General features: G+C 50.2%; 19 protein-coding genes and 1 other RNA gene. 12 read left to right on the top strand and 8 right to left on the bottom strand.

Annotation, left to right across the window (positions count from 1 at the left end):
* Nucleotides 1-111 precede the first annotated feature (111 nt).
* Nucleotides 112-1653 carry a UDP-N-acetylmuramate--L-alanine ligase gene (gene murC / locus H6F76_RS08730; protein WP_190507476.1) on the top strand — a complete coding sequence of 514 codons (1542 nt, stop codon included), beginning with the start codon at nt 112-114 and terminating at the stop codon, nt 1651-1653.
* 78 nt (nt 1654-1731) lie between these two features.
* Nucleotides 1732-2745, top strand: coding sequence for a UDP-N-acetylmuramate dehydrogenase (murB, locus tag H6F76_RS08735; RefSeq protein ID WP_190507478.1), 1014 nt, complete (start codon nt 1732-1734; stop codon nt 2743-2745).
* Between the two features lie 63 nt (nt 2746-2808).
* On the opposite strand, the gene H6F76_RS08740 is transcribed toward murB, so the two are convergent.
* Nucleotides 2809-4101: a glutamyl-tRNA reductase gene (locus H6F76_RS08740; RefSeq protein WP_190449116.1), complete on the bottom strand. Its 1293-nt coding sequence runs from the start codon at nt 4099-4101 to the stop codon at nt 2809-2811.
* A 105-nt stretch (nt 4102-4206) separates the two neighbouring features.
* Entirely contained in the window at nt 4207-5244 is a 1038-nt protein-coding gene (glpX, locus tag H6F76_RS08745) for a class II fructose-bisphosphatase (RefSeq protein WP_190449117.1), read from the bottom strand.
* Between the two features lie 319 nt (nt 5245-5563).
* Between glpX and H6F76_RS08750 the strand changes: the two genes are divergently transcribed.
* From H6F76_RS08750 to H6F76_RS08770, 5 genes are all read left to right on the top strand, one after another.
* A complete protein-coding gene (locus H6F76_RS08750) occupies nt 5564-5809 on the top strand; it encodes a Calvin cycle protein CP12 (RefSeq protein ID WP_190507480.1) in 246 nt (81 codons plus the stop codon).
* Nucleotides 5810-6327: 518 nt separating this feature from the next.
* Nucleotides 6328-6573: a hypothetical protein gene (locus H6F76_RS08755; RefSeq protein WP_190507482.1), complete on the top strand. Its 246-nt coding sequence runs from the start codon at nt 6328-6330 to the stop codon at nt 6571-6573.
* 47 nt (nt 6574-6620) lie between these two features.
* Nucleotides 6621-6932 carry a glutaredoxin 3 gene (gene grxC, locus H6F76_RS08760; RefSeq protein WP_190507484.1) on the top strand — a complete coding sequence of 104 codons (312 nt, stop codon included), beginning with the start codon at nt 6621-6623 and terminating at the stop codon, nt 6930-6932.
* Nucleotides 6933-7037: 105 nt separating this feature from the next.
* Nucleotides 7038-7529, top strand: a complete 492-nt coding sequence (gene tadA / locus H6F76_RS08765; RefSeq protein ID WP_277881201.1) for a tRNA adenosine(34) deaminase TadA — start codon at nt 7038-7040, stop codon at nt 7527-7529.
* Between the two features lie 98 nt (nt 7530-7627).
* A complete protein-coding gene (locus tag H6F76_RS08770; protein WP_190507485.1) occupies nt 7628-8500 on the top strand; it encodes a lysophospholipid acyltransferase family protein in 873 nt (290 codons plus the stop codon).
* A gap of 63 nt (nt 8501-8563) precedes the next feature.
* Here the strand turns inward: H6F76_RS08770 and H6F76_RS08775 are convergent, their stop codons facing one another.
* Together H6F76_RS08775 and H6F76_RS08780 are read right to left on the bottom strand one after the other, a co-directional pair.
* Nucleotides 8564-9055: a low molecular weight protein-tyrosine-phosphatase gene (locus tag H6F76_RS08775; protein WP_190449122.1), complete on the bottom strand. Its 492-nt coding sequence runs from the start codon at nt 9053-9055 to the stop codon at nt 8564-8566.
* A 216-nt stretch (nt 9056-9271) separates the two neighbouring features.
* Nucleotides 9272-9616 carry a YbaB/EbfC family nucleoid-associated protein gene (locus H6F76_RS08780; protein ID WP_190449123.1) on the bottom strand — a complete coding sequence of 115 codons (345 nt, stop codon included), beginning with the start codon at nt 9614-9616 and terminating at the stop codon, nt 9272-9274.
* A 346-nt stretch (nt 9617-9962) separates the two neighbouring features.
* Here H6F76_RS08780 and H6F76_RS08785 point away from each other — a divergent pair, with 346 nt between their 5' ends.
* Entirely contained in the window at nt 9963-10874 is a 912-nt protein-coding gene (locus tag H6F76_RS08785; RefSeq protein WP_190507487.1) for a hypothetical protein, read from the top strand.
* Between the two features lie 106 nt (nt 10875-10980).
* On the opposite strand, the gene H6F76_RS08790 is transcribed toward H6F76_RS08785, so the two are convergent.
* The gene (locus H6F76_RS08790) at nt 10981-12945 is read right to left on the bottom strand and encodes an ABC-F family ATP-binding cassette domain-containing protein (protein ID WP_190507489.1); all 1965 of its coding nucleotides are present in this window, start codon (nt 12943-12945) and stop codon (nt 10981-10983) included.
* A 371-nt stretch (nt 12946-13316) separates the two neighbouring features.
* Between H6F76_RS08790 and H6F76_RS08795 the strand changes: the two genes are divergently transcribed.
* Both H6F76_RS08795 and H6F76_RS08800 read left to right on the top strand, forming a co-directional pair.
* Complete coding sequence (locus H6F76_RS08795; protein ID WP_190507491.1) at nt 13317-13919, top strand: DUF1517 domain-containing protein; 603 nt, start codon at nt 13317-13319, stop codon at nt 13917-13919.
* Between the two features lie 58 nt (nt 13920-13977).
* Nucleotides 13978-14829, top strand: a complete 852-nt coding sequence (locus H6F76_RS08800) for a hypothetical protein (RefSeq protein ID WP_190507493.1) — start codon at nt 13978-13980, stop codon at nt 14827-14829.
* A 2-nt stretch (nt 14830-14831) separates the two neighbouring features.
* Here the strand turns inward: H6F76_RS08800 and H6F76_RS08805 are convergent, their stop codons facing one another.
* The 3 genes from H6F76_RS08805 to cobN form a co-directional block, all read right to left on the bottom strand.
* Entirely contained in the window at nt 14832-15686 is an 855-nt protein-coding gene (locus H6F76_RS08805; RefSeq protein ID WP_190507496.1) for a type IV pilin-like G/H family protein, read from the bottom strand.
* Between the two features lie 89 nt (nt 15687-15775).
* Complete coding sequence (locus H6F76_RS08810; RefSeq protein ID WP_190507534.1) at nt 15776-17632, bottom strand: ShlB/FhaC/HecB family hemolysin secretion/activation protein; 1857 nt, start codon at nt 17630-17632, stop codon at nt 15776-15778.
* A gap of 108 nt (nt 17633-17740) precedes the next feature.
* Nucleotides 17741-21856 (bottom strand): cobaltochelatase subunit CobN, encoded by a 4116-nt coding sequence (gene cobN, locus H6F76_RS08815; protein ID WP_190507498.1) that lies wholly within the window; start codon nt 21854-21856, stop codon nt 17741-17743.
* Between the two features lie 139 nt (nt 21857-21995).
* Between cobN and ssrA the strand changes: the two genes are divergently transcribed.
* Both ssrA and H6F76_RS08825 read left to right on the top strand, forming a co-directional pair.
* Nucleotides 21996-22384, top strand: a transfer-messenger RNA (tmRNA) gene (ssrA, locus tag H6F76_RS08820).
* Between the two features lie 458 nt (nt 22385-22842).
* Nucleotides 22843-25602, top strand: coding sequence for an SMC family ATPase (locus H6F76_RS08825; RefSeq protein WP_190507500.1), 2760 nt, complete (start codon nt 22843-22845; stop codon nt 25600-25602).
* The last annotated feature ends 110 nt before the right edge of the window (nt 25603-25712 follow it).

Here is a 25712-nt window from a genome sequence, read left to right on the forward strand (position 1 = left end):
CAGAGAGCCTCTATTCATCTTAAATCGCAAGATTTTTGAGAGGCTGTATCCCGAGAAGATAATCCTTGATATGATAGCCCGAGATATTGGTGTGGTGTGTGAGGAGTTAAAATGCTGAATTCTGTCGATTTCAGCGGTAGACCATTTCATTTCATTGGCATTGGTGGCATTGGAATGTCAGCCCTTGCTTATGTACTAGCGAAGCGTGGACTACCCGTATCTGGATCGGATCTGCATCTCAGTCGTATTACACAACGGCTGCAAGAAGAAGGCGCTCATATTTTTTGGAGCCAAGATCCAAGCAATTTAGATTTTTTTCAAACGGCTGCAAGTGTAGCAACAGAGTCACTAGCATCTGCTGTGAGCGTTGCAAAAACAAACGCTGGGGGTAATCGATCAACTTCTTCGCGATCGCCCATACAACAGCCAACGTTACTGCCGCAGGTTATCTGTTCCACTGCGATTCATCCAGCGAATGCTGAATATCGGGCAGCACGGGAGTCAGGCTATCCGATTTTTCATCGCTCTGATGTATTGTCGGGGTTGATGCAGGAGTACGAAAGCGTTGCAGTGGCAGGCACCCATGGCAAAACAACAACCAGCAGCATGATTGGCTATATGCTGCTGCAAGCAGGGCTTGACCCGACGATCGTTGTTGGTGGTGAAGTAAACGCCTGGGAAGGTAACGCCCGTGTGGGGCAAGGTGCCCACCTAGTAGCAGAGGCAGATGAGTCAGATGGTTCGCTGGTGAAAATGGCAGCCAGCATTGGTATTGTCACCAACATTGAACTCGATCATCCCGATCACTACAGCACTCTAGATGAAGTCATTGCTATCTTTAAAACCTTTGCTGGGCGCTGTCAAACGCTGATCGGCAGCATTGATTGTGCCACAGTGCGAGATCAGCTCCAGCCGACCATCAGCTATAGCCTTGATGTGGATACAGGTGCTGACTACACAGTTGACTGTATTACCTGCCGAGCAGACGGTACGACAGCACGGGTTTGGGAGCGGGGGGTCATTCTGGGGCGGTTAAACGTCAAGCTTTTAGGGAAACATAACCTTAGTAATGCGCTGGCAGCGGTTGCTTTGGGGCGCTTGCTAAAGCTGGAGTTTGCGACGATCGCGCAGGCGATTTCCACCTTTGAAGGTGCGCGACGGCGATTTGAGCACCGTGGAGCATACAACGGCATCACCTTTATTGATGACTACGCCCATCATCCAAGCGAATTGCGGGCAACGCTGGCTGCTGCACGGCTGCAAAGCGACAACGGCTCAGCCTCCAAGCGTCGAGTGGTAGCAATCTTCCAGCCACATCGATACAGTCGCACGCTCACGTTTCTAGAAGACTTTGCCACATCATTTAACGATGCTGATGTAGTGGTTATTAGTGACATCTACAGTGCTGGTGAAGCAAATCCAGGAAATATCAGTGGTCAGCAGGTTGCTAATTTAATTGGAAAGTATCATTCTCAAGTAAACTACCAACCGTCTCTCCAAGCAATAAGTCAGCACTTGACTAAACTGTTAAGACCCGGAGACATTGCCCTCTTTCTGGGAGCGGGAAATCTCAATCAATTGATTCCCGAAGTCATGGCGTTTCATCAGACGATTGAACAAGGGCGATCGCAAGCTTGGTGCAACCAGGCTTAACGCCACAAACCTGACAGAACCTGAGACGATCGCACCCACTGGCGCTAACCGGTTGGGTCACAAACCTGATTTACTACCATGACGCTCTCGTACGATCCTCCAAAAGTAGCTATTTCCAGCAAAACTCGACCGAGTTTTGAATCACTTAAACGTGGCGCTCCACTCTCTCTTGCGCAACCAATCCGGCTCGCTGGTACTGACTGCCTAATCAAACCTCAAGTGCCGCTCGCATCGTTGACCTCTTTTCGGGTCGGTGGTCCAGCACAGTGGTATGCTGCACCCAAACACTTTGCTGAATTGCAGGCAAGTTTTGAATGGGCACAAGCGAATGCTCTACCCCTGACGCTGTTGGGGGCAGGTTCAAATTTGCTGATCAGCGATCGAGGCTTACCGGGCTTAGTCATTAGCACTCGCCGTCTACGCCAATATCAATTTGATGCCGAGTCAGGGCAGGTAACGGTTGGCGCAGGTGACCCTCTCCCCCGACTGGCATGGTTGGCAGCCGAACGTGGTTGGCAGGGCATGGAGTGGGCAGTGGGTATTCCAGGGACAGTTGGCGGTGCTGTTGTCATGAACGCTGGCGCTCATGGTGGTTGCACAGCAGATGTTCTGGTTAACGCCCACGTGCTGCTACCTGATGGCACTACCCAGATTTTGACTCCACAAGACTTGTGCTATCGCTACCGTACCTCGGCACTGCAAGGAAAGAACTGGCTAGTGACGCAAGCAACGTTTCAACTTCAGCCAGGGTTTGATCCGGTAGCGCTTACTAACTTGACCAGCCAGCACCTTAACCAACGTCGTACGACACAGCCTTACCATCTGCCCAGTTGTGGTAGCGTTTTCCGCAATCCCAATGAACAGCACAAAGCAGGCTGGCTGATTGAGCAAGCTGGACTAAAAGGCTACAAGATTGGCGGTGCCCAGATTGCTGAACGGCACGCTAACTTCATCCTTAACTGCGGTAACGCTCTGGCAAGCGATATCTTTCGGTTAATTGATCATGTGCAGCAGCAAGTTGAACAACATTGGTCACTGCATCTGGAGCCAGAGGTTAAGGTTTTAGGTGACTTTCAGGCTTTAGGCACCTAAGTTAGTTACTCAGTGTTTCAGCTTCCCGACTTCTTTAGGAAGTCGGGAAGCTTGGCTGTAATCTTACCCAAACTGTTTGTTTGACGTAGATTCCAGGTTGAACAAAGTAGTAAGCGTTTGCATTGCCTGCCGTCTAACTTCAATGTCTTGCTGTGCCCGTAGCTGCACCATCGGGTCATGAAGGATTTTGTTGACGATGCCTCGAGTAAGCGCTTCGATCACTTCCTGATGCTTTTCAGCAAACTCAGTGCCTAAACGAGACAGCGCTTTTTCGAGTTCTTGAGCGCGGATAGTTTCGACCTTTTCACGCAAGCTGCTGATAGTGGAGACGGTTTCGAGCGATCGTAACCAGCTATCAAACGTATCCACTTCCTGATCCAGGAGTAGCTCCGCCTCCATTGCCATTTGGCGACGACTTTCCTGGTTTTGCGCTACTACTGCCTTCAGGTCATCGACGTTAAATGCCTGTACATGAGGCAACTCGTTGACATCAGTATGAACATTGCGCGGAACAGCGATATCAAATAGCATTAACGGCTGTGCCGGATCCAAGACCATTTCCAGCTTGGCACGATCGAGCAAAGGTTCTGTAGCCGCTGTACTCGTAAACACGATGTCGGAATTTGCCAATACGGTCGGCAGGTCAGACAGTGGATGCAGGTGCAACTCTGCGTCTGGAAAAAGTTTAGCTAATTCCTGCGCCCGTTCTAAGGAGCGGTTCAGAATCGAAATATTGACTGCACCTTTAGAGAGTAAGTGTTGCACCAAGAGGCGAGACATCTTGCCCGCACCCAAAATGCCTACACGACAGGCAGCTAAATTTTGCGCTTTGAGCTGTGCCAGCTCTACGGCTGCGGAACTAATTGAAACCGCTCCAGTGCCAATGCTGGTTTCAGTGCGAACACGCTTACCAGCTGTCAGCGCTTGTTTAAATAGCTGGTTGAGCACACGCCCAATGCCCTCATGCTGCTGCCCTAGCTTATGACAGTGCTTGACTTGAGCCAGAATTTGTCCTTCACCGAGCACAAGGCTATCTAGCCCTGAGGCAACACGCATGAGATGCATCACCGCATCCTGATGCAACAGGGTAAAAAGATGGGGACGTAACTGCGGGAGAAAAAGCTTACTATGATCGCTTAAAAATTGGGTTACTTCGCGGATGCCCTGCTCGGTTTCGCTAGTAACCAGATAGATTTCGAGGCGATTGCAGGTGCTTAGAACAGCAACTTCTTCAAGGTGAGGACAGGCACAAAGCTGAGCAATCGCTCTTTCATAAAGGGTTTCGGGAATGCTTAATTTTTCTCGAACGTCAACCGGGGCTGTTTTGTGGCTTAACCCTACAACGGCAATGTTCATTTCAAAATGCGCTCTTTTTATGTGAACCGAATCTCAATGCGTAGCGGTTGGTTGTTAGCTATTAGCCGCCATTGCCCTAAGAACTAACAACCAACTACTAACAAGTTAGTGCAACTGCACGACTTTTGGCTGCCCAGACATATGGATTGTGTCTACAAAGCGAGCCGTACTGGACTGGTTAGAGATGACTAGCGACTGCGTTCTAGCGCCACCACCAAAGAACCGTACGCCTTGCATCAGATTACCCGTTGTGATGCCGCATCCGGCAAACAAGACAGTTTCACCAGATGCAAGTTCATGGGCATCGTACACTTTGTCTGGATCAGTGATATTCATGCTCTTGAGGCGATCGATGTTAGCCTGCTTGCTTTCGCCAATCAGCCCTGTCTGCACAACTTCAGGGTCATAGATGAGTTGCCCTTGGAAGTGTCCACCCATTGCCCGCATTGCTGCTGCAGAGATGACCCCTTCAGGAGCCGCACCAATGCCCATCAGCGCGTGGATGTTTGTGCCAGCAAAACCGCAAGAAATCGCTGCGCCCACATCGCCATCACTAATGAGAGAGACTCTGGCACCAGCATCACGAATTTCTTTAATCAAGCCAGCGTGACGATCGCGTTTCATAACGACAATAACCAGCTCTTCAACCGCCCGATCAAGGCATTCCGCCAGAATCTTGAGGTTTTCGGTCGCAGATTTGTTGATATCAACTTTGCCTTTAGCTGCGGGGGGTGCTGCCAACTTTTTCATGTAAAAGTCGGGTGCAGCAAACAGCCCGCCTTTTTCAGAGATTGCCAACACCGCCATGGAACCAGGTTGTCCATAAGCAACGAGGTTAGTCCCTTCACACGGATCTACCGCGATGTCGATTTCAACCAGTTCATCAGGGTTACAGAAGGCTTCTGCATTCTCTTGTGTACAAATACCGACTTCTTCACCGATGTAGAGCATGGGTGCGTCATCGCGCTCACCTTCACCAATGACGATACGACCCCGCATGTGGATCTTGTTCATGCGTTCACGCATGGCTTCTACCGCAACCTGATCGGCAATGTTCTTCTCGCCCTTACCCATCCAGCGGGCAGACGCGATTGCCGCCTGTTCCACAACCTCAATAATCTCTAGACCGAGCGTGTTCTCCACGAAGTAAATCCTCCAACTGCTTGAGTTTGCGCGGTTTTGTTAATTCTGATCTCAGTCTTTAAGTCTACCAAAAGGGGGAGACGTGCTTGACAGCAATCTTCTCGCTTCACTATGTTAAGTTTTGCTGCGTCAGCCCAGACATCTGGACTACTTTCTCCCCGTATTTATGTGTAGAGGCTAACCAGATTACCGCACGTTAGTTGCTAGTTTTCTCTACTGTCAAACCATAACAACAGCGTTAGATTAGATCTAAGCACTCGATACAAACGTGCGAATCAACGGGTTAACGCTACATAAACCCATACAGGAGCCTCATACAATGTCTAAATTACTTGAAACGAACAATACTGCCCCCCTTGGACAGCAGTTGCAATCCATGCTTGAGCAAGCACGCTCTGCCTGTAGTAACAATGGCGAACTTTCCAGTGAATGCGCAGTTGCCTGGGATGCTGTAGAAGAAATGCAAGCAGCAAGCTCTGATCGTCGCTTGCACCAAAAGACTAACTTCGATCGCTACTGCGAAGAACGCCCTGACGCTTTAGAATGTCGCATTTACGATGTCTAAGCTAGCTGGCGCATAATTCTAGCGAGTTATGCTTAACATTACTGACCCCCTGGCTGCAGCTAGGGGTTTTTTGTAGCCGTTCCCAGCCTGCAGCGCGGCTGATAAAGTTAAGTAGGTGTCGGATGATCTGATTCAGGTAGTAAGTAGCTGGGTGTAATTAATTGATAAGAAGCCTTTCGACTTCGCGTTCGACTGAGTACCCTTTGGCTTAAGCGCTTAGGTCGAAAGCTCACGCCGAAGTCTTAATGCTCTCAGTCCTATGTGTCGGTGGGTTGAGCGCAGTCGAAACCCGGTCTCTCAGTGGTGCTTAATTTAGCCCTCCTGCTTACCAATGCTCTTTCTAGATGCTACAAATCAAGCTTCCACCTTATTAAAGAAAATTGAGGATCAAGAGGGGAAATGTGTAACCAGCACTTGTTGAATTGATAGAAGAACTGCTGTGTAACTACGTGCCCGACTCTGGACGGCAGACATCAAACCATCTAAGGTACAAAACTAAATGTCTTGAGATACGCTCCATGTCACAAAGCCTCTGGTTTGCTCTCACCTGGATTGCTGGCACTGCTGCTATTCTCGGCAGCCTCATGGCGTTGGGCAGTGTGCTCCTTTGGTTTGTGCCGTCTGTTCCACCCCGCTCGCGCAAACTAGAAGAAGCATCGACTATCCCAGCCTGGCAGAATCGACTCAAACTACTAGTCTTTTCAGTTGCGATCGCCCTTGCTGGGCTTGGCATACTAGTAGTAACGCCCTTTCCTTCTCTTTAGACTGTTTTTCAAGCTATTTATACCTGCGATCATGGAGCGATCAACCGATGCTGAAAACGCTCAATTCCTTGCTTAAACGACATCCTGAGCAAGTCAACGCTAACGTAGAGATCTATACCTGGCAGACATGTCCCTTCTGCATTCGTGCCAAACTGCTCTTATGGTGGAAAGGAGTTAGCTTTACAGAATTCAAAATTGATGGTGATGAAGCAGCCAGAACTAGAATGGCAGAGCGCTCTAACGGGAAACGATCTGTGCCGCAGATTTTTATCAATCAACAGCACATTGGTGGCTGTGACGACCTCTACCAGCTTGATCAAGAACAAAAGCTCGACTTGCTGTTAGCAGCTAGTAGTTAGAAGGCAGAAGGCAAAAGGCAAAAGGCAAAAGCCGACACTTAATTCCCCCTTTCCCCCCTTACCCATTCACTCCTTACTCCTCTTCACCCATTCACTCCTCACCCCTTGCCTTCTCCCTTTGATCATCCAGAATACGTGCGACATCGGCAGTGGATGGAACGAGCGATCGCCCTGGCTCGGATGGCTGGCGAAGCAGGAGATGTGCCGGTAGGTGCCGTGATTGTCGATGCGAATGGACGAGCGATCGCAGAGGCAGAAAATCGGCGCGAGCGGGACCATGACCCAACTGCTCATGCGGAGATTCTCGCACTACGAGCAGCAGGACGGGTACTTAATGACTGGCATCTTACCCAATGCACCCTTTACGTTACGTTGGAACCCTGTCCAATGTGTGCAGGGGCGCTAGTGCTGGCACGACTGGGGCAGCTAGTGTATGGAGCCGATGATCCTAAAGCCGGAGCCGTGCGATCGGTGCTAAATATGCCTGACAGCGATTGTTCTAACCATCGTCTTCCTGTCATGGGTGGTGTGCTAGAAGTGCCTTGCCGACAGCAGCTACAGGATTGGTTTGCTCAGCGACGTCATCATACTTCATGACACCCTAGAAAGTGTCCTTAGCAATAACAACGACGATCGCGTAGCGCTCTAGGGTAGGTTTACGTGTTGTTTCCGCACCTCGTTCCCCTCGTCACCCTATGAACTCGCTCGATCCAACTAGACCACTCTACGCTTCAGGGCAACTGCCAACCAGCGCCGATACGTTGGTAAATTCACTTGACCAAGAGCCAGAAAAGTGCCGGGAGTGCTACCACTCTGATCCATCGAAGATTGACTCTGAGCAGCCAGCATCGAAGAATTCGCTTTTTGTGCAACTGCTTAAAGGTGGCATCTCTCAGGGTCAAAGCCAGGGTCAAAGCGCATCGATCGCTGCGTCGTCCCAGTGTTCATCATGGTTAGCATCATTAGTCTATCCGCTTGGTCGCTATCTTCTTGTGCCCGCTTACTTTAGGCAGGTTGAAGTTATTGGGCGCAACAATCTTCCTCGGACTGGGCCCGTGATTCTTGCCCCCACTCACCGTTCTCGCTGGGATGCCATGATGATTCCCTATGCTGCGGGACACGATATCACAGGGCATCATCCGCGCTTCATGGTTTCGGCAGATGAAGTTAGAGGGCTGCAAGGCTGGTTTATTCGACGGTTAGGCGGCTTTCCTATCGATCCTAAACGTCCGGCGATTGCTAGCCTACGTCATGGGGTTGATCTGCTACAAGATGGCGAAACCCTTGTGATCTTCCCGGAAGGCAATATCTTTCGCGATGGTCCAGTACAGCGCCTCAAGCCAGGTCTGGCGCGGTTGGCGCTACAGGCAGAAAGTAGCCGACCCAAGCTTGGTATCCAGATTGTTCCAATTCGTATTCATTACAGCGATCCATCTGTGCCGTGGCGCTGCAAAGTTAAGGTCTGCATTGGTCACCCGATACAGGTATCTGCATATAATGCAAAGACACCGAAGCAAAGCGCTCAATTGCTGACGGCTGATCTGAAGCAAGCGATCGAAGCACTTTAAGTTGCTTGTCTGACTTTAGAGTGGTGCTTACAATTAAAAAGTTGCCTGCTACAAGCTAGCTTGTTAAAGCATTTTGCTCGTCGCTAGCTGCTGGTTTACGTCGTGCAGCAACCCTTCACAGGCATCAAACAATAAATCAATCACCTGATTAAACCCTTCAGAGCCACCGTAGTAAGGATCAGGTACTTCTTGTAAAGTATGCCGAGTACAGAAATCACACATGAGCTGCACCTTAGACCGATAGTTACCAGCAGGGTCAAGGGCGCAGATATTGTTAAAGTTCTCTCGATCCATTGCCAGAATGCGATCGAATGCCTCAAAATCTGCCGTTGTAAATTGCCGTGCTCTGCCACGCAGTGTAAGACCTTGCCGTTGTGCGGCGACCGCCATCCGACGATCAGGCGGACTACCAACATGGTAGCTAGCGGTGCCTGCTGAATCACATTGAATGCGATCGCTTAAACCGGCTTGAGCAATCAGATGATTCATGATGTTCTCTGCTGAGGGAGAACGGCAAATATTACCAAGACAAACGAACAGCAGCGTATAGGGCATTAGTTGTGCCGTAGGGACAGAAAAACTTTAAACGGAACAGCTACAGCTTTTCGTAGACGAACAGCAGAGCAAATGTAGCGCATATAACTGGAAGCACTTGGAGATTAATAGGTTTGGCACACCACAGCAGAATGCCAAATGCAGAAGCAGGGTCTAGTCACCAGACACACCGTAAAGCAGTGTTATTAACCCTGCCGTCTAACTGCCTCTCAATCTCTACATTCCTGGTAAATTTAGCCCACCGGTTAGCTCTTCCATCCGTTCGCGCATGGTGGCGGTTGAGCGGTTGTAAGCATCTTTCATCGCTGCCGTAACCAAATCTGAAAGCACTTCTGCACCTTCACCGAGAGCATCGGGCGAAATGGTAACGCTAAGAGGTTCCTGGTTGCCACTGAGCACAACCTTCACCAAACCGCCACCCGATTCTCCTTCAATTTCCATTTGTTCCAGTTCTTCTTGAAGCCGTTTGGCTCCCTCTTGAACCTGTTGCGCTTTCGTGAAGGCTTCTTTCAGCTCCTTCATCTTGCCAAGACCGAAGCCAAATCCCTGTCCTTGTGACATAACTAATAGCGAGTTGCGAATGGAACATAAGTAGTCAGTTGCTCCATTATGCCATCGCACACCCAGGCAACGTCATTTTTTGCAAAATCGCTGGATTTGAGCGCAAGCCAGATTATTCACATGCTGAGCGATCGACCTTAGTGTAGTGCGGCTACTGATGCCGAAACATTGTTGGCTGAACGCTGGCTGCTTCCCCATACCCTGTGGCTGTTGGTGCTTCGTAGCGATCGCTACTGTCGGGCAGGCAAAAGCTATCGATTTCTTAAGAGAAGTGCAAGTGTAGGGATGTTCTGTCAAAACTGTTCGACAATAGCGTTTATTCCGCAGTAGCGATGGGTAATAGGCTATGCCAACGAATCCGCTGTTTCATCCGGTGAGTGATGCTGTAAGAGCACCCAATCTGCATGACCAGATCCAACTGGCGCTGGCGATCGCTGACAGCCACGTACTCAAGTCGCTGCTAGAAAACTGCATCCCTGCGCTGGCACAGGGGCATTCAATTCGCACTATTTCGACACAGGTTGGTGTACCAACAGGCTATCAACAGACGGCTGATGGCATCGTGCATTTTGAAGTGGTTTATTGCAAGCTGGCACCACCTGGGGAAGTAGAGCGCTTGTTTAAAAGCAATAGCCGCACTCAAGAGAGCCGAGAGCTGGCAAGACTTACTCAGCATGAATCAGAGATGCAGATGCTGGGTAAAAATCTGTCGCTGTCACTGACTGTCTCGCTGCTAGTAGAAGCAGGGTTCCGCCCAGAGCAAATTGAGGAAATCTTGCATTTGCCCTTTGACGCGTGGCACAAATCCTGGTGGTATACGATTGATGAGATGGGCAACTTCACCCTGCCTTTCTTGCGGCAGATTCGCACATTGCGCTACCCCGATGGTACGTTTACGCTTCAGTACAAGGATTTGTTTGAGCAAGATAAACCGAATTGCTTCATTAGCCTGACGGAAAAAGTGCTGGTGCTGATTAAACCTGATACTCAGGGGTTTGGGGAAACGCTAAAGCAAATCAACTACCAGCGGGAAGCACTTGGTGTTACCCAGGCACTTCTAATTTGCAGTGTCCTCTCAGATTTGGAAGCGCAGGGCTTTATTAATCAGGGGATCAGCGTCTATCCTGCGATCGAATTAGTGTTGCCAACCCAATCAGACTGCATTCACTGCGGGCGCAAAGAATGTGGGATGAACGGTGTTTTAGATTCACCCGTTGCCCTTTGCTATGGCTTTTTGCCAGAGAGCGAATTTGTTTAAAATTGCTATAGCTCTGTGTGAAAGGTTCTGTTCCAGTGCCTATTAGTGCGAGTTTATAGACGCAATTTTACGGATTAAACCTGTTACAGATTAAAGCTTGTGTGGGCTAAGACGCTAGTTCAGATAGCTCTAGCCAGCGATCAGTTGCAGTATCAATCGCGGCATTCAACTCGGCTAACCGAGAAGACAGTGTTTGCACTTCAGTGAAACCTGACGGCGGGTTTTTATACAACGTTTGCTCAATCTGCTCTTTCTCCGCTTCCATAGCGGGGATCTGTGCTTCTAACTGCTCGAATTCGCGCTTTTCTTTGTAGGAAAGCTTGCGAGCTTTAGAGGGCGAGGGGGAAGGGGCAAGGGGCAAGGGTTGTTCCAGCTGAACGCCTTTTTCCTCTCTCTGCTCTTCTTTTTCCTCCCTCTCCTCTTTCGCCTCTCTCTCTCTCCTTTCTCCTTTCTCCTCACCTTCCTCTGCCTGCTTATAGTCCAAATACACCGAGTAATTTCCAGGGTATTGACGCAGAGTGCCGTCAGACTCAAAGGCAAAGATGGTATCAACCACGCGATCGAGGAAGTAGCGATCGTGGGAAACAACAATCACACAGCCATTAAAGTCTTCTAAATAATCTTCCAGGACGGCAAGGGTTTGTACATCTAGGTCGTTAGTCGGCTCGTCCAGAATGAGGACGTTTGGAGCACTCATAAGCACGCGCAGCAGGAAAAGACGACGCTTTTCACCACCAGAGAGTTTGCTAATCGGGGCGTACTGCTGGTTACCAGGAAACAGAAAGCGCTCCAGCATTTGGGAGGCAGTGATGACGGAACCATCCGCAATTTTCACCAGTTCAGCGACATCTTTGAGATAGTCGATCACACGCTGTTCAGGCTTAAGCGTAAGGTCATCGGAATGCTGGTCAAAGTAGCCGATGTGAATAGTCGTGCCGATTTCGACTGTGCCAGAGTCGGGCTGCAAGCGCCCGGTGATCATGTCCATCAAGGTAGACTTGCCAACACCATTGCCACCGATGATCCCCACGCGATCTTCTGGGCTGAACTCGTAGGTAAAGTTTTTGATCAATGTGCGATCGCCATAGCCTTTCGAGACGTTCACCAACTCAATGACTTTCTTGCCAATGCGCCGCCCTGCCGTCGCCAGATCAACCTTGCCATGCCCTTGCTTGAATTCGGTTGCCTGCATGGCACGGATGCGATCGATGCGCGCCTTTTGTTTCGTACTGCGCGCTTTCGGACCGCGTTTCAGCCATTCCAGCTCGCGTCGCAGCAGTCCTGCATGCTTGCGCTCGGTGCTGGCAGCAGAGTCTTCTGATAGTGCCTTTTTCTCCAAGTAGTAGGAGTAGTTGCCGCTGTAGGTGTAAAGGTCGCCGCGATCGATCTCCAGAATGCGATTGGTCACGCGATCGAGAAAGTAGCGATCGTGAGTAATCAACAGTAGTGCGCCTCGAAAGCGATTGAGGTAACTTTGCAGCCATTCGACCGAAAGTGCATCCAAATGGTTAGTTGGCTCATCCATCAGCAGCACATCTGGTTCCGACAGTAACGCTGCTGCCAGGGCAATACGTTTGCGATAGCCGCCTGAAAGGCTGCCAATTTTGGCATCAAAGTCTTCAATGCCAAGCCGAGTCAGAATAATTTTGGCATTGGTTTCTAAGTCCCAGGCTCCGGTTGCATCCAGGCGATGCGTCAGGCTAGAAAGCCGTGCCATCAGTTGGTCTGGATCACCATGCCCGTGCGCCAGCTTATCAGAAACCTCCTCAAACTCCCGCACCAGTGCCATCTGGTCGCCACTGTCTGCAAAGACCTGTTCCAGGACGGTGCGATCGTCGTCTAGCTCTGGCTGCTGCGGTAGATAGACGATGCGAACACCAGAGTTAACGAGAATTTCGCCACTGTCGATCGACTCCTGCCCCGCAATCATTTTGAGCAGCGTGGATTTACCAGAGCCGTTGGTGCCAATCAACCCCACCTTGTCGCCATCATCCAGGCTAAAGTTGGCACCATGCAAAATCTCTTTGATGCCAAAGTCTTTGTGGAGCGATCGCAGCGTAAAAATACTCATCTAACGATTTTGACTTTTGAATTAAAGAATAATGGCTGCAAAACTCTTTCAGCACCGTTCTACGGTAGCACTCACAAGGAGGCAAGGGAGTAAGGGGGAGGAGAAGCTAGGGAAGCAAGGGAGCAGAGGTGCAGGAGGGAAGGGGGGCAAGGGGAGCCATTAGTAAATGTCACCTTCTGCCTTTTGCCCTCTGCCCTCCACCTTCATTCCCCTCCCGCCGACCGTCACTTAATGGGCAGAAATCCGCACCTTAGGCGGACCAGAATGTGGGCTACACCTGAGGTAGATAGTTTTATGCGAGTGGCTGCATACAGTAGTGGCAGGACTAGCCTGATTAACGCGACTATCACTATTACCAGAGGAAAGAAGACATGAATGCGTGGCGCGATCGCCTTAATCAATTCACTGGCAAAACTCGGTTTGTTGTTTGTCGGATCTTTATCCATCTAGTAGGTGATGAAGTCGCTCCGCTGCTAGGCATCCTTAATAGTGCTGCGCGTGACGCTGTAGACACAGAAGGCGACATGCAAGAGCTAGGAGAAGGCTTAGTCGAAATTTGCCAGGGCTTACTTCAGCACGACATCTACTGGCAAGCTGCTGGTAACGAAGGGGAGGTCTTTTGGGATGAAGGCGAGGCAGGCGATTTTGTTACAGAATTGTTTACCGATTCGGCACAGCGTTATCTCAGTACCCCAGCGCTGGAGTCTGCTGGGACTGCTGATGACCCGCTAACCCTACCTGCCACCCGCAACCTTGTTGTAATGCTAACGATTGCTTCTGAGGGCGAAGTACCAGAGCTGGAAACTGACCTTGCCAACATGAGTGCTTTGAGAATAGGGCTAAAGGCAATGATTAATTTGCATTACCAGGAAAGGCTACGCGCCGTTCAAGTGCACTTTTCGCCCGCACGGTTGGGCGATGAGTTGACACCTGATCAGGTGCTTAGTAACTTCCCAGAGCTTATTCCACTCTAAACTGACTCTTCCTCGGTTGCCCCTTTACTCACTGACACCTTTAATCACCTTTAGACGTATGCTTCGCAAATTTTTAGTTCTCTCAATGACTTTGACGCTCATCTGGACTTCGGTCGGGTGCGGCAGCCCTCTTGCAACCAACTCAAATACTGAAACGCGATCGCAGCCAACTCAATCAACTCGCCCAGTTGCCCAGAGCCGCCTTTCGGATGGTGAGTACCCTGTACAACAGGCAACTTACAACGATGATGGTGGCGAATACAACGTAGCTGTACTCAATACAAAACCGGGTGAATCATCTGCGTTTCGCGCCACCAACCTACAGATGGCTCGTTTAACTGAAGAAGAAATTGCGGCTGGTAAGAAGAGTTACCTCAAGGTTGAGAAGGGTCAGCCGTCTCTCCATCTCACAGAGGACTTTAAAATTGAGTACGTTCATAACGTAACGGAAACTCAAAACAATCCAGAGACAGGTCGCCCAGAAACCGTTGTAGTACGTCAAGAGTCTAATTTCTGGACACCGTTTGCAGGCGCATTGGCAGGGCAAGCGATCGGTAGCTTACTCTTTAGACCGCAGTACTATATGCCACCCATGTATCAACCAGGTGTGCCTATGACTGGATACGGCGGTTATGGTTCTTCTTACAATCAAGCCGTAAACCGATACCAATCGCGGTACCAAGCTCCTCCGGCAGCAGTGCGTAACAACCAGTTGCGGACAACCGGACAGTTGCGATCGCCGTCCTCCAGTACTGCCAGAACGCGCAACACCGGACAAGCAAATCGTTCTACTGGCACTGGCTATGGCAACAGCACACTGCGACGCTCCGATCGTCCCAACCGCACCTATCGTAGCCCTAGCCGAGGTTTTGGTAGTTCCCGATCACGTAGCTTTGGTCGGCGACGTTAGCCTTACATTTTAGTAGAACCTGCTGGGCACTGTGCGTCCTTGCCAATTAATTGGGGCGGGGGCGGCGGTGTCCTTCCAAACGGGGTAGTGAAACAAACGGCAGCCACTGGCGTTGCGTTGTTTTTGTCATCCTTAGCGAACAGGATCGCGCCTGTGTAGCTGGGCATACCGTCTTGCTTCGCTGTCGCTGTAGCAATAACTTGCTTGGCTTGCTTCACACCAGTGCTGTAGCTATAGTTTGGTGTGCTTGCAGGAATGCTAGTACCTAACTCTGTGAGGCTAGAAGCAAAACGCTTCTGTTTAACAAAAAACTCCTGCTGCTGCTGCAATAAAGCACTGATGGTAATGGCAGCCTCCATCGTTTTCACAGCATCTTTTGATACGTCAGGGCTAGCACCAGATTGGTCGCCTGCTATCAGCGGAACACCGCCCTCTGCACTACCTTGGGCAATACTCGATGATGGTAGGGTGCCACCGCGTTTTGCTTGTTGTTGAGTACGTACCAGGGCTTGCTGATAGCTCGGTAGCAGTTTCTGCGACGCCTTGTAGTTAGGGCTTGATGGCGGCACTGCTTTCATAAAGGCGATCGCTCGCTCCCATTGGCTAACGACCAGTCTCCAATCGTCTGTAGTTTGAGCAGACTGCGCTAACTGAGTGGCACTCGCTGCTTTGTCAACGCCTTTCACAAACGGATTCACGATCGCCGTTGATTGCGGTGAAGGGCTAGCAATTATGGGACTGGGGGGCAGTGCATCCGGCAGTGGCGAAGAGGTGACAGGTGGTCGAGAAGGATTACACGCAACGAGTGTCATTGCGATCGCCAAGTGAGCGCAAGTATTAGTTAAAAGGGTCTTCATGTCTAGCAATCTTACCTTTACCAGAACCGGTTAGAAGGAAGGAGGGAAAGTTTTGAGCTTTGAATTGTTCCTCTGCTTCTCCTCTCCTATTAAAACGGTCTTATAACGATCGAGAAATACAGCCCGTTCTCCTGCAAGGTGTTTTTCGCACCGTTGATGTCAGTGAGCGGGATGCCCCAGTCCAGGCGAGCTGTCAGGCGATCGCTATATTGCAGCCGCAGCCCCAAACCGACAGCTAAGAGCGTTCTTGGGTCGGGATTAGGTGAGTTTCCCAGGTTCCAGGCAGTGCCGAGATCAATAAAGGGGGTCAGTTGCAACAGGCTATTCAATTTAGGTAGGCGCAGAATGGGAAAGCGCACTTCTGCTGAAGTAAACAGACCGTTATCAGTCAGCAGTGCATCTTGACGATAGCCACGCACACTGTCCTGACCACCCAAACCAAACTGTTCCAGTGGTAGCATCGGTCGGTCTGCCAGTTGTAGATCGCCGCGCACCAGCAGCAAGGTATCGGGAGCTAGCAGCCGCACCCACTGCGCTTGTCCACGCCATGCAAAGAAGCGGCTATCGGGGGAGTCAGGGTTAATAGTGGCGCTGAGAGCGTTTAGCCCGACGGTGAACTGGGAGCGGAGTGCAATCACTTCTGTACCACTGCGCCAGGTTGCTTCCTGAAAAAAACGCAGGGCAGTAAGGCGTGTTTTGCCATCGGGATCAGCTCCCAACGCTGGAAAGGGAATGAGTCCATCCAACAGCGTGGCTTCACTTTGGCGATGGGTGGCGGTAATGCCAACTGCCAGTTCGCGGGTAGGCGTTTGGACGAGCGGCTGGCGAAACGCGAGTTCATAATAGCGGGCTTTGGACTCAATCTCAAGCACATCAAAGGGTGGCTCAATAATCGAGCTGGCAGCGCTGCCATAATTGAGACTCAGAGTGCCATTGCGCGGATTGAGCGGCAGTACATAGCCCAAATCGATCGCGTTACTGCCATTTGTGTTGGTGTAGGAAGCACTCAGCCGATCGCCCAAACCTGTAGTGTTTCCCTGGCTAATCTGAATTTGGCGGCGATTAGTTCCTACGCTAGGCGCACGCGCATTATCAAAAGTAAGCTGCGAGTTCAAAGAACGAGCTTCTGTTACTTGTACCGACAGCACACTCTCGCCAGGACGGCTGCCAGCAGAGAGTTCTGCCGAAAGGGATTGCAGCAGTGGATCAAGCTGGAGCAACTGTAAGGCTGTTAGTAGTCGATCACGGTTCAGCGGTGCGCCTGTTGCGATTGCCAGCCGCGATCGCACGTAGTTTGGGCTGAGTCGGCGGGTACCTGTAACGGTGATGGTCTCCAACCTACCTTCAATGACCCGAATGGTCACGACTCCACGCTGAAGCGTTTGTGGTGGCACATAGGCGCCAGACGTAATGTAGCCCTTGTCAAGATAAAGCTGCGTAATGGCAGACCGAAGCTGAAACAATTCGACGATCGCGAGTGGACGCTTGGTAAACGGCTCCGTAATTTTGGCAAACTCTGCTGCACTAAACACGGTGCTGCCAACAACCTCAAAGCGCTCGACCGTAATGGTCTCAAGCGTGTTTTCAAACGGCGCTGCTGGCTGTGAACCGGGTCGCGGCAGCAGCTGATCAAGGGGCGGTAAGGGTGCAGGGGTAGAAGCTGGAGGCGGTTGCGTAGACGGTGGCGACGGTTCTCGCGGTAGCTGCTGTGGCGCAGCGTTAGGAGGGATGCTTTGGGCAATTGTAAGCTGGTTCGCGGGGGCGATCGTGGTCGGCAGTAGCGTTGGCGGGAACTGAGGCTGTTTTATGACCTTAGGTACAGTCAGCAAAAGCTGGGGCGATCGCTCTGGTTCCACATCCTGACCCTTCACAGGTTTTGCGGTAACAAGACTAACCGCAATTAGTACACTGCACCCAAGCTGGAACGTTGTAGAAGCACTCTGCATAGAACCAGTAAGCCACGACATCTATATACCCAGGAGTGACAAGACTTAGAACTTTTTGAAGGGCAAAACGTCTTAAATTTTTCTACAAAAAATATCTCCTTCATCATCTCATGTGAGGTGAATGGCAGAATGCTGTGTTTCAGGATACTGTGCTTCGATCGTCCCTTCGGCTTCGTTAGCGATCGCTTTTAAGCGGTCTAGCATTTTAGGATCAGGCTGTGACCATAAGCCGCGCTGGTTCGCCTCTAGCAGTCGTTCTGCCATGTCGCGCAGTGCCCAGGGGTTGCTTTTTTGGATGAAGTTCTGCACGGCTGGGTCAAAGACGTATGCCTCTGCAACGCCTTCGTACATGAAGTCTTCAACGCAGTGAGTGGTGGCATCATAGGCAAACAAATAATCAAGTGTCGCTGCCATTTCAAACGCGCCTTTATAGCCGTGACGCATTGCACCTGCAATCCATTTAGGATTGACCACTCTAGAACGGTAAACACGTGCAATTTCTTCACTCAGTTTACGGACTTTAGGCTGTGCAGTACGGGAATGATCGCCAAAGTAGATTTCTGGAGAAGTTTTTGATACAGAGCGTACTGCCGCTGTTAAGCCACCTTGAAACTGATAGTAATCGTCTGAATCGAGTAAATCATGTTCACGGTTGTCCTGGTTTTGCAACACAATTTGCATGGTGCCGAGCCTTTGAGTAAAGGCTTCAGGGGCTGATTTCCCTTCGGCGTTGCGGGTGTAAGCGTAGGCACTCCAGTTAATGTATGCGCGGGCTAAATCGTCGTCGCTTTCCCAGTTTTGCGCTTCGATTAAGCCTTGTAGTCCGGCTCCATAAGCACTGGGTTTCGAGCCAAAAATGCGGTAGCGCGATCGTGCGGCTGCCTGTTCTGCCATCAGTCCTTCAGCTTCCCAGCGCAAGGTTTCCTGCTGCACTTGAGCGGCAAGGGGGTTTTGGTCAGCAGGCTCGTCGAGATTTGCTACAGCGTTCACGGCACTATCAAAAAGGTCGATCAAATTGGGAAATGCGTCGCGGAAGAAGCCAGAAATCCGTAGGGTTACGTCTACTCGTGGACGACCCAAAAAGGACAGGGGTAGAATCTCGAAATCAATGACTCGGCGTGAGACGCCATCCCAGACAGGCTGTACGCCTAACAAGGCGAGTGCTTCTGCCAGATCATCGCCACCGGTTCGCATGGTTGAGGTTCCCCAGATGGATAGTCCTAAGGTTTTGGGGTATTCGCCGTGTTCCTGGGTATATCGTTCTATCAGGGTTTCGGCAGCTTTGCGTCCGATGTCCCAGGCGGTTTCGGTGGGGATGGCGCGAATGTCTACAGAGTAAAAGTTGCGTCCGGTAGGCAATACTTCTGGTCGCCCACGAGTGGGAGCACCGGAGGCACCACTAGGGATGTAGTGTCCGTTTAAGCCGCGTAAGAGGTTGATGATTTCTTGATCAGTTTGGCGGAGAGCGGGGAGGAGGCGATCGCGCACCCAAAGCAATTCTTGTTGCGTTTGCTGCCCAATGGTGTGTTGCGGACAGAGATCGTATGCAGGCACTGTTAGTTCGGTTTCAGGCTCTCTCCAGGCGACTTCCCCCCGGTCCCCCACGACCCCTAAATAGGAAGTTTTGGGTAGAGAGACAGGAGCGATCGAAGGGGGTTTAGCGTTTGTAGCTAGGGCGGTTGGATGAGTGAGAAGTGCTTCGACGAGTGTGGCAGCATAGGTTTCAATGACTTCGACAGCATCGCCAATGATGCGGCAAGTTTGGAGAGCGGGATGCTGAGTGGGTTCTAAAACATCGCCTAATGTAGCGGTGAGTGGATCAAAGTCGAGTTGCCAATCTTGGGCGATCGCGCGGGTTAAACCAAGACGATTGGCGTTGGGATTACGAGCGATCGCAACGATTAAGTCGCGCAGTTGTCGCCCATCAGGACACTGCCCAAAAATATGTAGCCCATCGCGAATTTGAGCTTCTTTGAGTTCACATAAGTAGCCATCAGCGGCGGTTAAAACCTTAGTAATTGCCTCGTCAGACAGCTCAGTTTCAATGCCCAAATCCTTGTGAAGATTTTCCTGCTGAATGAGTTGCATGAGGCGATCGCGAATCAAACTAACTCGTGCTGGATCAAGCGTTTGGGCTTCATAATACTCATCAATTAAGCCTTCTAACTGATGCAAACTGCCGTATAGTTCAGCGCGGGTCATCGGTGGCGTCAGATGATCCAGAATGACTGCTTGCGATCGACGTTTTGCCTGAGAACCTTCACCCGGATCGTTCACGATGAAGGGATAGAAATGTGGCATGGCACCAAAAACCGCTTCGGGGTAGCAATTTTCTGATAGCGCCACGCTTTTCCCTGGTAGCCATTCTAAATTGCCATGTTTACCTACATGAACAACAGCATTGGCACCAAAGTGAGCGTTTACCCAGTGATAAAACGCCAGATACGAATGGGTCGGTTCTAAGTCAGGCGCATGATAATTAAGAGTGGGATCACGATCGTATCCACGCGCTGGTTGAATGCCAACAAACACATTGCCAAATTGTATACCTGCAATCGGAAAGGCATCTGTTTCAAGTGGCTTACCCCAACGATTTTGAATGCCTGTTTGCACTGGTAGCGGCAGTGTTTGAAAGTGAGCTTGATAATCCTTCAACGGTAAGGCTTGGTTGACTGATCGTAGATCTAGGCTTTCTGGATCATTTGTGATTCCAGCCGCAAGCAGTTGCATCAGATCATCACTGGTTTCAGGCAGTTCTGAAATGGTATAACCAGCACTCTGAAGCGCTTTCAAGATTTCCAAGCAGCTTGCTGGCGTATCTAAACCTACTCCATTCGCTAACCGTCCGTCACGGTTGGGATAGTTCGCGAGAATAAGCGCAATTTTTCGTTCTGCGATCGAAGCTTGACACAACTTTACCCAATTAGAAGCCAATGCCGCGACAAATTCAATACGCGATCGCTCTGGTTCATAAACCACCACATCCGTTTGCAAAAGTGCATTTTGAGTCTGCACTGTTTTGAAAGAAACGGCTCGCGTAATAATTCTGCCATCCACTTCTGGCAAGGCAACATTCATTGCCATATCTCGAGGCGTTAATCCTTGTATACCTGCTTCCCAAGCCTCACGAGTACCACCACTAAAAATGACCTGAAAAACAGGAACATTTAACATCTGCCATAAATCAACTTTAGGCGTATCAGTTTCTAAACTTGCTAACGAAAAGCTAGTTGTATTAAGTAAAACGTCAACATTTCGACTGCAATAGCGCCTAAGTTCTGTCTGTACGTCCGGCTCTTTAAGTGACGAAACAAAAATGGGTACAGGTGTTAAATCCCGCCTAATTAATGCCTCACAAAGAGCATCGATCGCCGCTGTATTACCTGCTAAATAATGTGCTCGATAAAAGACGATCGCCACGCCCCGCGATTTTTTCCCATCTTTTTCATGACTTAACACTGCAACAGGCTGTTCTAACGCTGTCTCCCCAGAAACTTCAGCATTTAATAGATTACCCTCAAGCCATACCTGCTTTTCACCACAACCCTCCTGTTCGGGGGGTTTGGGGGAGTTAGGACCCCAAGCGGCGGGGGACCGGGGGGAAGTCCCCCGGAGAGGGCTTTCATTGAAGCCACAATCTGTATGAACAGTAACCTCCGCCAAAGACGTGCCAGAAGGTCTATAAAGCCCAACACGCGGTACTGATTGCGGCGGCTTGTAGTCGATCGCCTGCTGCAAAAACTCCGCCGCAACAAACCTCAGTAGATTCTGATAATTCTCACTGCCCGCCTCAATAAAGTACTGCCACACCTGATTGACCAGTGCCAGTGAAACGGTAGAATGACTGGTCAGCGTTGGATCAGGACGTTCATCACCAGGAATAAAAATGAGCGCGGCACCCGTCTCTTTCGCCGTTTGCTCAACCACGTCCAGCCCATAACTCCAGTAAGACTGTCCGCCAATCAAGCGCACAATAATGACTGCTGCGTTGGCTAAAATATCTTCCGCATAAGTGTCGATCGTTAACTGCTGCTGAAGTTGCAGCAAATTCACTACACGTAACGACGGAAAGCCTGCGGGTAGATGAGCAGCAGCAACAGCAAGCGTTTGAATATCAGTATCCGCAGCGGTAATCACGACGATCGGCGCGGGCTGTTGTTCAACAAAAATCACGCCATCTGCGGATGGATTCCAGCCTCCCGGCAAAGTAGCAAGACGATGCATCAGCGTTTAACAAGTAACGATAGCGGACAGTGGCTACCATTATTGCAGTTGAACCAGGTGTTTACCGTCGCGATGGATCGTAAAGCTAATAGTCGCGCAACCTACATCTGCAAAGAGAAGGTATAATACAGAGATGTATGGGGCTGTAACGGTTTCGACGTTTTGGCGAACAATACAGTGTGATTCAGGCTGAGAGCGAGCTAACTCTCATAAATCAATGGCTCAAACAACGTACATGCGAACAACATTGTACCCTTTGCTCGTAAGCAAGCACTAGTTGCTGCCTAACAACCTCTAACCGGTTCGAGCGTTTGTCATACAGACTCCGTTAAGTATGACAGACAACCCCCAACGGATGCTCTAGGAAGCTTTCTCTGGTAGGCTTTCTAGCTAAGAAATTATCAGAGAATCCCACCGTCCGGGATAATGGACGGTTCCCGCTTTGAGGATTAGAGAAGCTAAGCCTGTGAACGAACGGTGTACCAATACCCAGGGCGGACACGGGTTCGACTCCCGTCAGCTCCACTTAAAACCGATCAAGTAAAAGTAATCTTCTACAGCTCGGTTCAGCTTTTTTCCTAGCTTCGCGCTTCAGTACTATTTCAAGTTGCCTGGATTGCTTTTTGGCAGTAAGGTTGCTGTGCAAGTAGGTCGCTCGACTAGATATGTGCCTGATTCAGTCAGTCAGTTAAGCCCAAGTTCTAGTTCGAGAGACAATAAGGCTGCGCGCTCGACGAAGCAGGCAGCTTGTTTGGTGTCAACTTAGTCGATAAAGCCTACTGAAAGACCAACTAAGGCGCTTACTTTACCTTGGGCAAACCCCTTCAGCTAAATGATTGCAGCGAAGCGATCAGTAGTCTACCATCGCTCTTGATTGCTGGCTCCGGACGGTGACAGGCAAATTACTATACCTTTCGAACCATAGTTAGTACAATTGTTCGAACACGATTGTCTTCAATTCTCACTGCTAACTGAACGCATTCATCATGGAAATTCTCTCGGTTAGCCTTAAGAACTTCAAGTCGCACAGCGATCGCCACTTCACTTTTCAGCCAGGAACCAATGCCATCTGTGGTGAAAACGGTGCGGGGAAGACAAGCATTCTAGAAGCGATCGCCTGGGCGCTGTTCGACTACGCTGGCGACTACAACAAAGAGGATTTAGTGCGGAATGGGGCTGCGAGTGCTCAAGTGCGAGTTGCCTTTATCTCTAGCCGCGACGGACGTACTTACGAAGTCCAGCGCTGCACCAGCAAAAGCTATACACTTTACGATCCCCAGCTTGATGAGCGCCTCCCCTACAGCCGCATTAAAGAAGAAGTCATACCTTGGCTGCGCGAGCATTTGGGCGTAGCCCCAGGAACCGATTTGAGCCAGTTATTTTCCAGCACGATCGGCGTACCACAAGGAACTTTTGCCGTCGACTTTCTACTGACGAAGGAGAAGCGCAAGCCGATTTTTGACAAGATCTTAAAGGTCGAAGAATATCAGCAAAGCTGGAAAAAACTAGGTGATCTAGAAAAGTACGCGAAGGGTCAGGTAGAAAGCCTGGAACAGGAAATTGCTCACTATGACGACGACTTAACAGCTTTAGCACCGCTACTGCAAAAGCGCCAGGAGCAAAGCGAAGACGTTAAACGAGTCCAAACAGAGCTTGAGCAAGTACAGATAGCATTGGCGCAATGGCAGCACGAGCAGTCACAACTCAGCACCCAGGCAACTCAGCTCCAACAGTTTGATAGCCAATTAGAAAAGCTTGTCGCTCGTCTCCAGACCGAAACAGCACTAGTTGAACGATTGCGCCTTGATTTGCAAGAAGCCGAAAAAGCGGTAGCAATCTGCACAGCCAATCGCGAGGCGTTTCAGGCGTATGGACTCGCAGAGAAAACGCTCAACGAATTAGAACAGCAGCAGCGATCGGAACGCCAACTTCAGCAAAAGCGACAACAGAATCAAGAGCAGTTGCGCGATCGTCAAACGAAGCTGGCAACCCTGAACCATCAACTCGATCGTCTTCAGCAAGCAAGAGCCGAAATAATCCAACTGGAGCCATTAATTGGACAACAGCAGCAGCTAGAACAATCCTTACAAAGTCTTAATCAGCAGCTTCAGGAGTGTGTCAATTGGCAGCGAAGCCTGAAAGACCAGGAAAAACGGCTTGCCCAGGTACAAACCCGCGTGACTCAAATTGATCAAAATATTAGCCGGATTCAGGCACTAAAAGCCCAGGTGCAGCAGATTCCACACCTGGAGCAACAGCAGCAACGCTACCAGCAACAACTGAGTCGCATTGCCGCCGCCGCTCAGTTTGAAGCAGACTTACGGCAACTGCTGGAGCAGTCAGCAGCAAAAGGCGATCGTTACCTCACTCAAGTTGCTCAAGCCAAAGCAACGCTAAAAGATCTACAGCAAACCGTGCCACTGTGGAGCGAGCCGCTGGAACTCGCACTCACAACGCTTCAAAGTAGCGTGCATTGGCAAGAGCACCTGATGACAGCGCTGCAAGACATTCTCAAAGATTTAGCAGAGCAAACATCGGAAACCCGCCTGGAGCAGCAATTACAGAAATTACAAGCAGATTTAAAGATTGCTCGTCAGCAACAGGTTGAATTTTCCAGCCTGGACCGTCTGCTGAACGATCGAGAGCAGTTAATCGAAGAGGCGATCGCGCTCCAAGCCAGCTTGACCGAACTGCATACTCACCTGGCAGGCAAACCGCTTTTGAAGAAGCAACACATACGGCTAGGTCAAGAGCTTGACGTTCTAGGCGATCCCCGCGGTCGTTGTCGTCTTCAGCAACAGGAACTTCAGCAAGAGCCTGACTTGCAAGTAAAAATTCAGGCATTGCAGAACTCTTTGGCAATCGATCAGCAGGCGATCACTACGCTTGATCAACAGCTTGCCACGTTTGCTGACCTAGCAGAAAAACTACAAGAGCAGCAAGCCTTACGAGAGCAACACCGCGCTGCACATCAGGAATACTTAGAGCATCAAAAACTGGCAAACAGCCGACGTGAGCGCGATCAGCTTTTACAGGCTGCTATCGTGCAACTGCAAGCCTTAGAGCAAGACGCAAAAACTATGAGTGCTGAACGCGATCGCCTGAATGCAACCTTTGATGCAGCGCGTTTTCAAACTGTACAAACGGCTTACCAGGAGACGAAAGAACAGAGTATTGTGCTGAATGCCAGTCTGCCAGACAAACTCAAGTATCTAACCGATCTAAACCAACAGCTAATACGCCTAGAAACGATCCAGACCAAGCGATCGCAGGCTCAAGGGTTAGTAGAACAAAAGCGAAAGACCCAGCGCTTCGTTAAGTTTGCCCGTGATGCCTATAAGAAAGCAGGACCCCGTATCACAGAACGCTATGTGCAAAACATTTCTCGGGAGGCCGATCGCCTGTTTCGTGAATTGCTCAATCGTCCCAATGTAGGGTTGGAGTGGACTCGGGAATACGAGATCCTGATACAAGAAGGTGCTCACACTCGCCGCTTTATCAACCTTTCTGGCGGTGAACAGATGTGTGCAGCGTTAGCAGTGCGACTAGCGCTACTCAAAGTGCTAGCGGATATTGATATCGCCTTCTTTGATGAACCAACAACGAATATGGACAAGCCCCGACGTAATCATCTAGCGGAGGCAATCGCTAACATCAAGACCTTCCGTCAACTCTTTGTGATCAGCCACGACGACACCTTTGAGAAGGTGACTGAAAACATCATTTTAGTGGAGCGGGAAGCGTAGGAGCTTTCTGAGCAAAGATTTAACGTTAGGTAGAAGCAGATTACTAGAGAGCGAGTCCTTAGCCGCCAATCTAGTTATTAAAGCTGCATATACAGCTAGTTAGCTTATGA

This window comes from Leptolyngbya sp. FACHB-321 (assembly GCF_014695975.1).
Classification (GTDB): Bacteria; Cyanobacteriota; Cyanobacteriia; order Leptolyngbyales; family Leptolyngbyaceae; genus Stenomitos.

Coding starts and splice junctions, on each gene's coding strand:
- H6F76_RS08800 (WP_190507493.1), top strand. CDS start 13,978: ATGCTTCGCAAATTTTTAGTTCTCTCAATGACTTTGACGCTCATCTGG.
- H6F76_RS08740 (WP_190449116.1), bottom strand. CDS start 4,101: ATGAACATTGCCGTTGTAGGGTTAAGCCACAAAACAGCCCCGGTTGAC.
- H6F76_RS08790 (WP_190507489.1), bottom strand. CDS start 12,945: ATGAGTATTTTTACGCTGCGATCGCTCCACAAAGACTTTGGCATCAAA.
- H6F76_RS08785 (WP_190507487.1), top strand. CDS start 9,963: ATGCCAACGAATCCGCTGTTTCATCCGGTGAGTGATGCTGTAAGAGCA.
- H6F76_RS08750 (WP_190507480.1), top strand. CDS start 5,564: ATGTCTAAATTACTTGAAACGAACAATACTGCCCCCCTTGGACAGCAG.
- murC (WP_190507476.1), top strand. CDS start 112: ATGCTGAATTCTGTCGATTTCAGCGGTAGACCATTTCATTTCATTGGC.
- H6F76_RS08755 (WP_190507482.1), top strand. CDS start 6,328: ATGTCACAAAGCCTCTGGTTTGCTCTCACCTGGATTGCTGGCACTGCT.
- H6F76_RS08805 (WP_190507496.1), bottom strand. CDS start 15,686: ATGAAGACCCTTTTAACTAATACTTGCGCTCACTTGGCGATCGCAATG.
- murB (WP_190507478.1), top strand. CDS start 1,732: ATGACGCTCTCGTACGATCCTCCAAAAGTAGCTATTTCCAGCAAAACT.
- H6F76_RS08770 (WP_190507485.1), top strand. CDS start 7,628: ATGAACTCGCTCGATCCAACTAGACCACTCTACGCTTCAGGGCAACTG.
- H6F76_RS08780 (WP_190449123.1), bottom strand. CDS start 9,616: ATGTCACAAGGACAGGGATTTGGCTTCGGTCTTGGCAAGATGAAGGAG.
- H6F76_RS08810 (WP_190507534.1), bottom strand. CDS start 17,632: ATGCAGAGTGCTTCTACAACGTTCCAGCTTGGGTGCAGTGTACTAATT.
- H6F76_RS08825 (WP_190507500.1), top strand. CDS start 22,843: ATGGAAATTCTCTCGGTTAGCCTTAAGAACTTCAAGTCGCACAGCGAT.
- H6F76_RS08775 (WP_190449122.1), bottom strand. CDS start 9,055: ATGCCCTATACGCTGCTGTTCGTTTGTCTTGGTAATATTTGCCGTTCT.
- grxC (WP_190507484.1), top strand. CDS start 6,621: ATGCTGAAAACGCTCAATTCCTTGCTTAAACGACATCCTGAGCAAGTC.
- H6F76_RS08795 (WP_190507491.1), top strand. CDS start 13,317: ATGAATGCGTGGCGCGATCGCCTTAATCAATTCACTGGCAAAACTCGG.
- cobN (WP_190507498.1), bottom strand. CDS start 21,856: ATGCATCGTCTTGCTACTTTGCCGGGAGGCTGGAATCCATCCGCAGAT.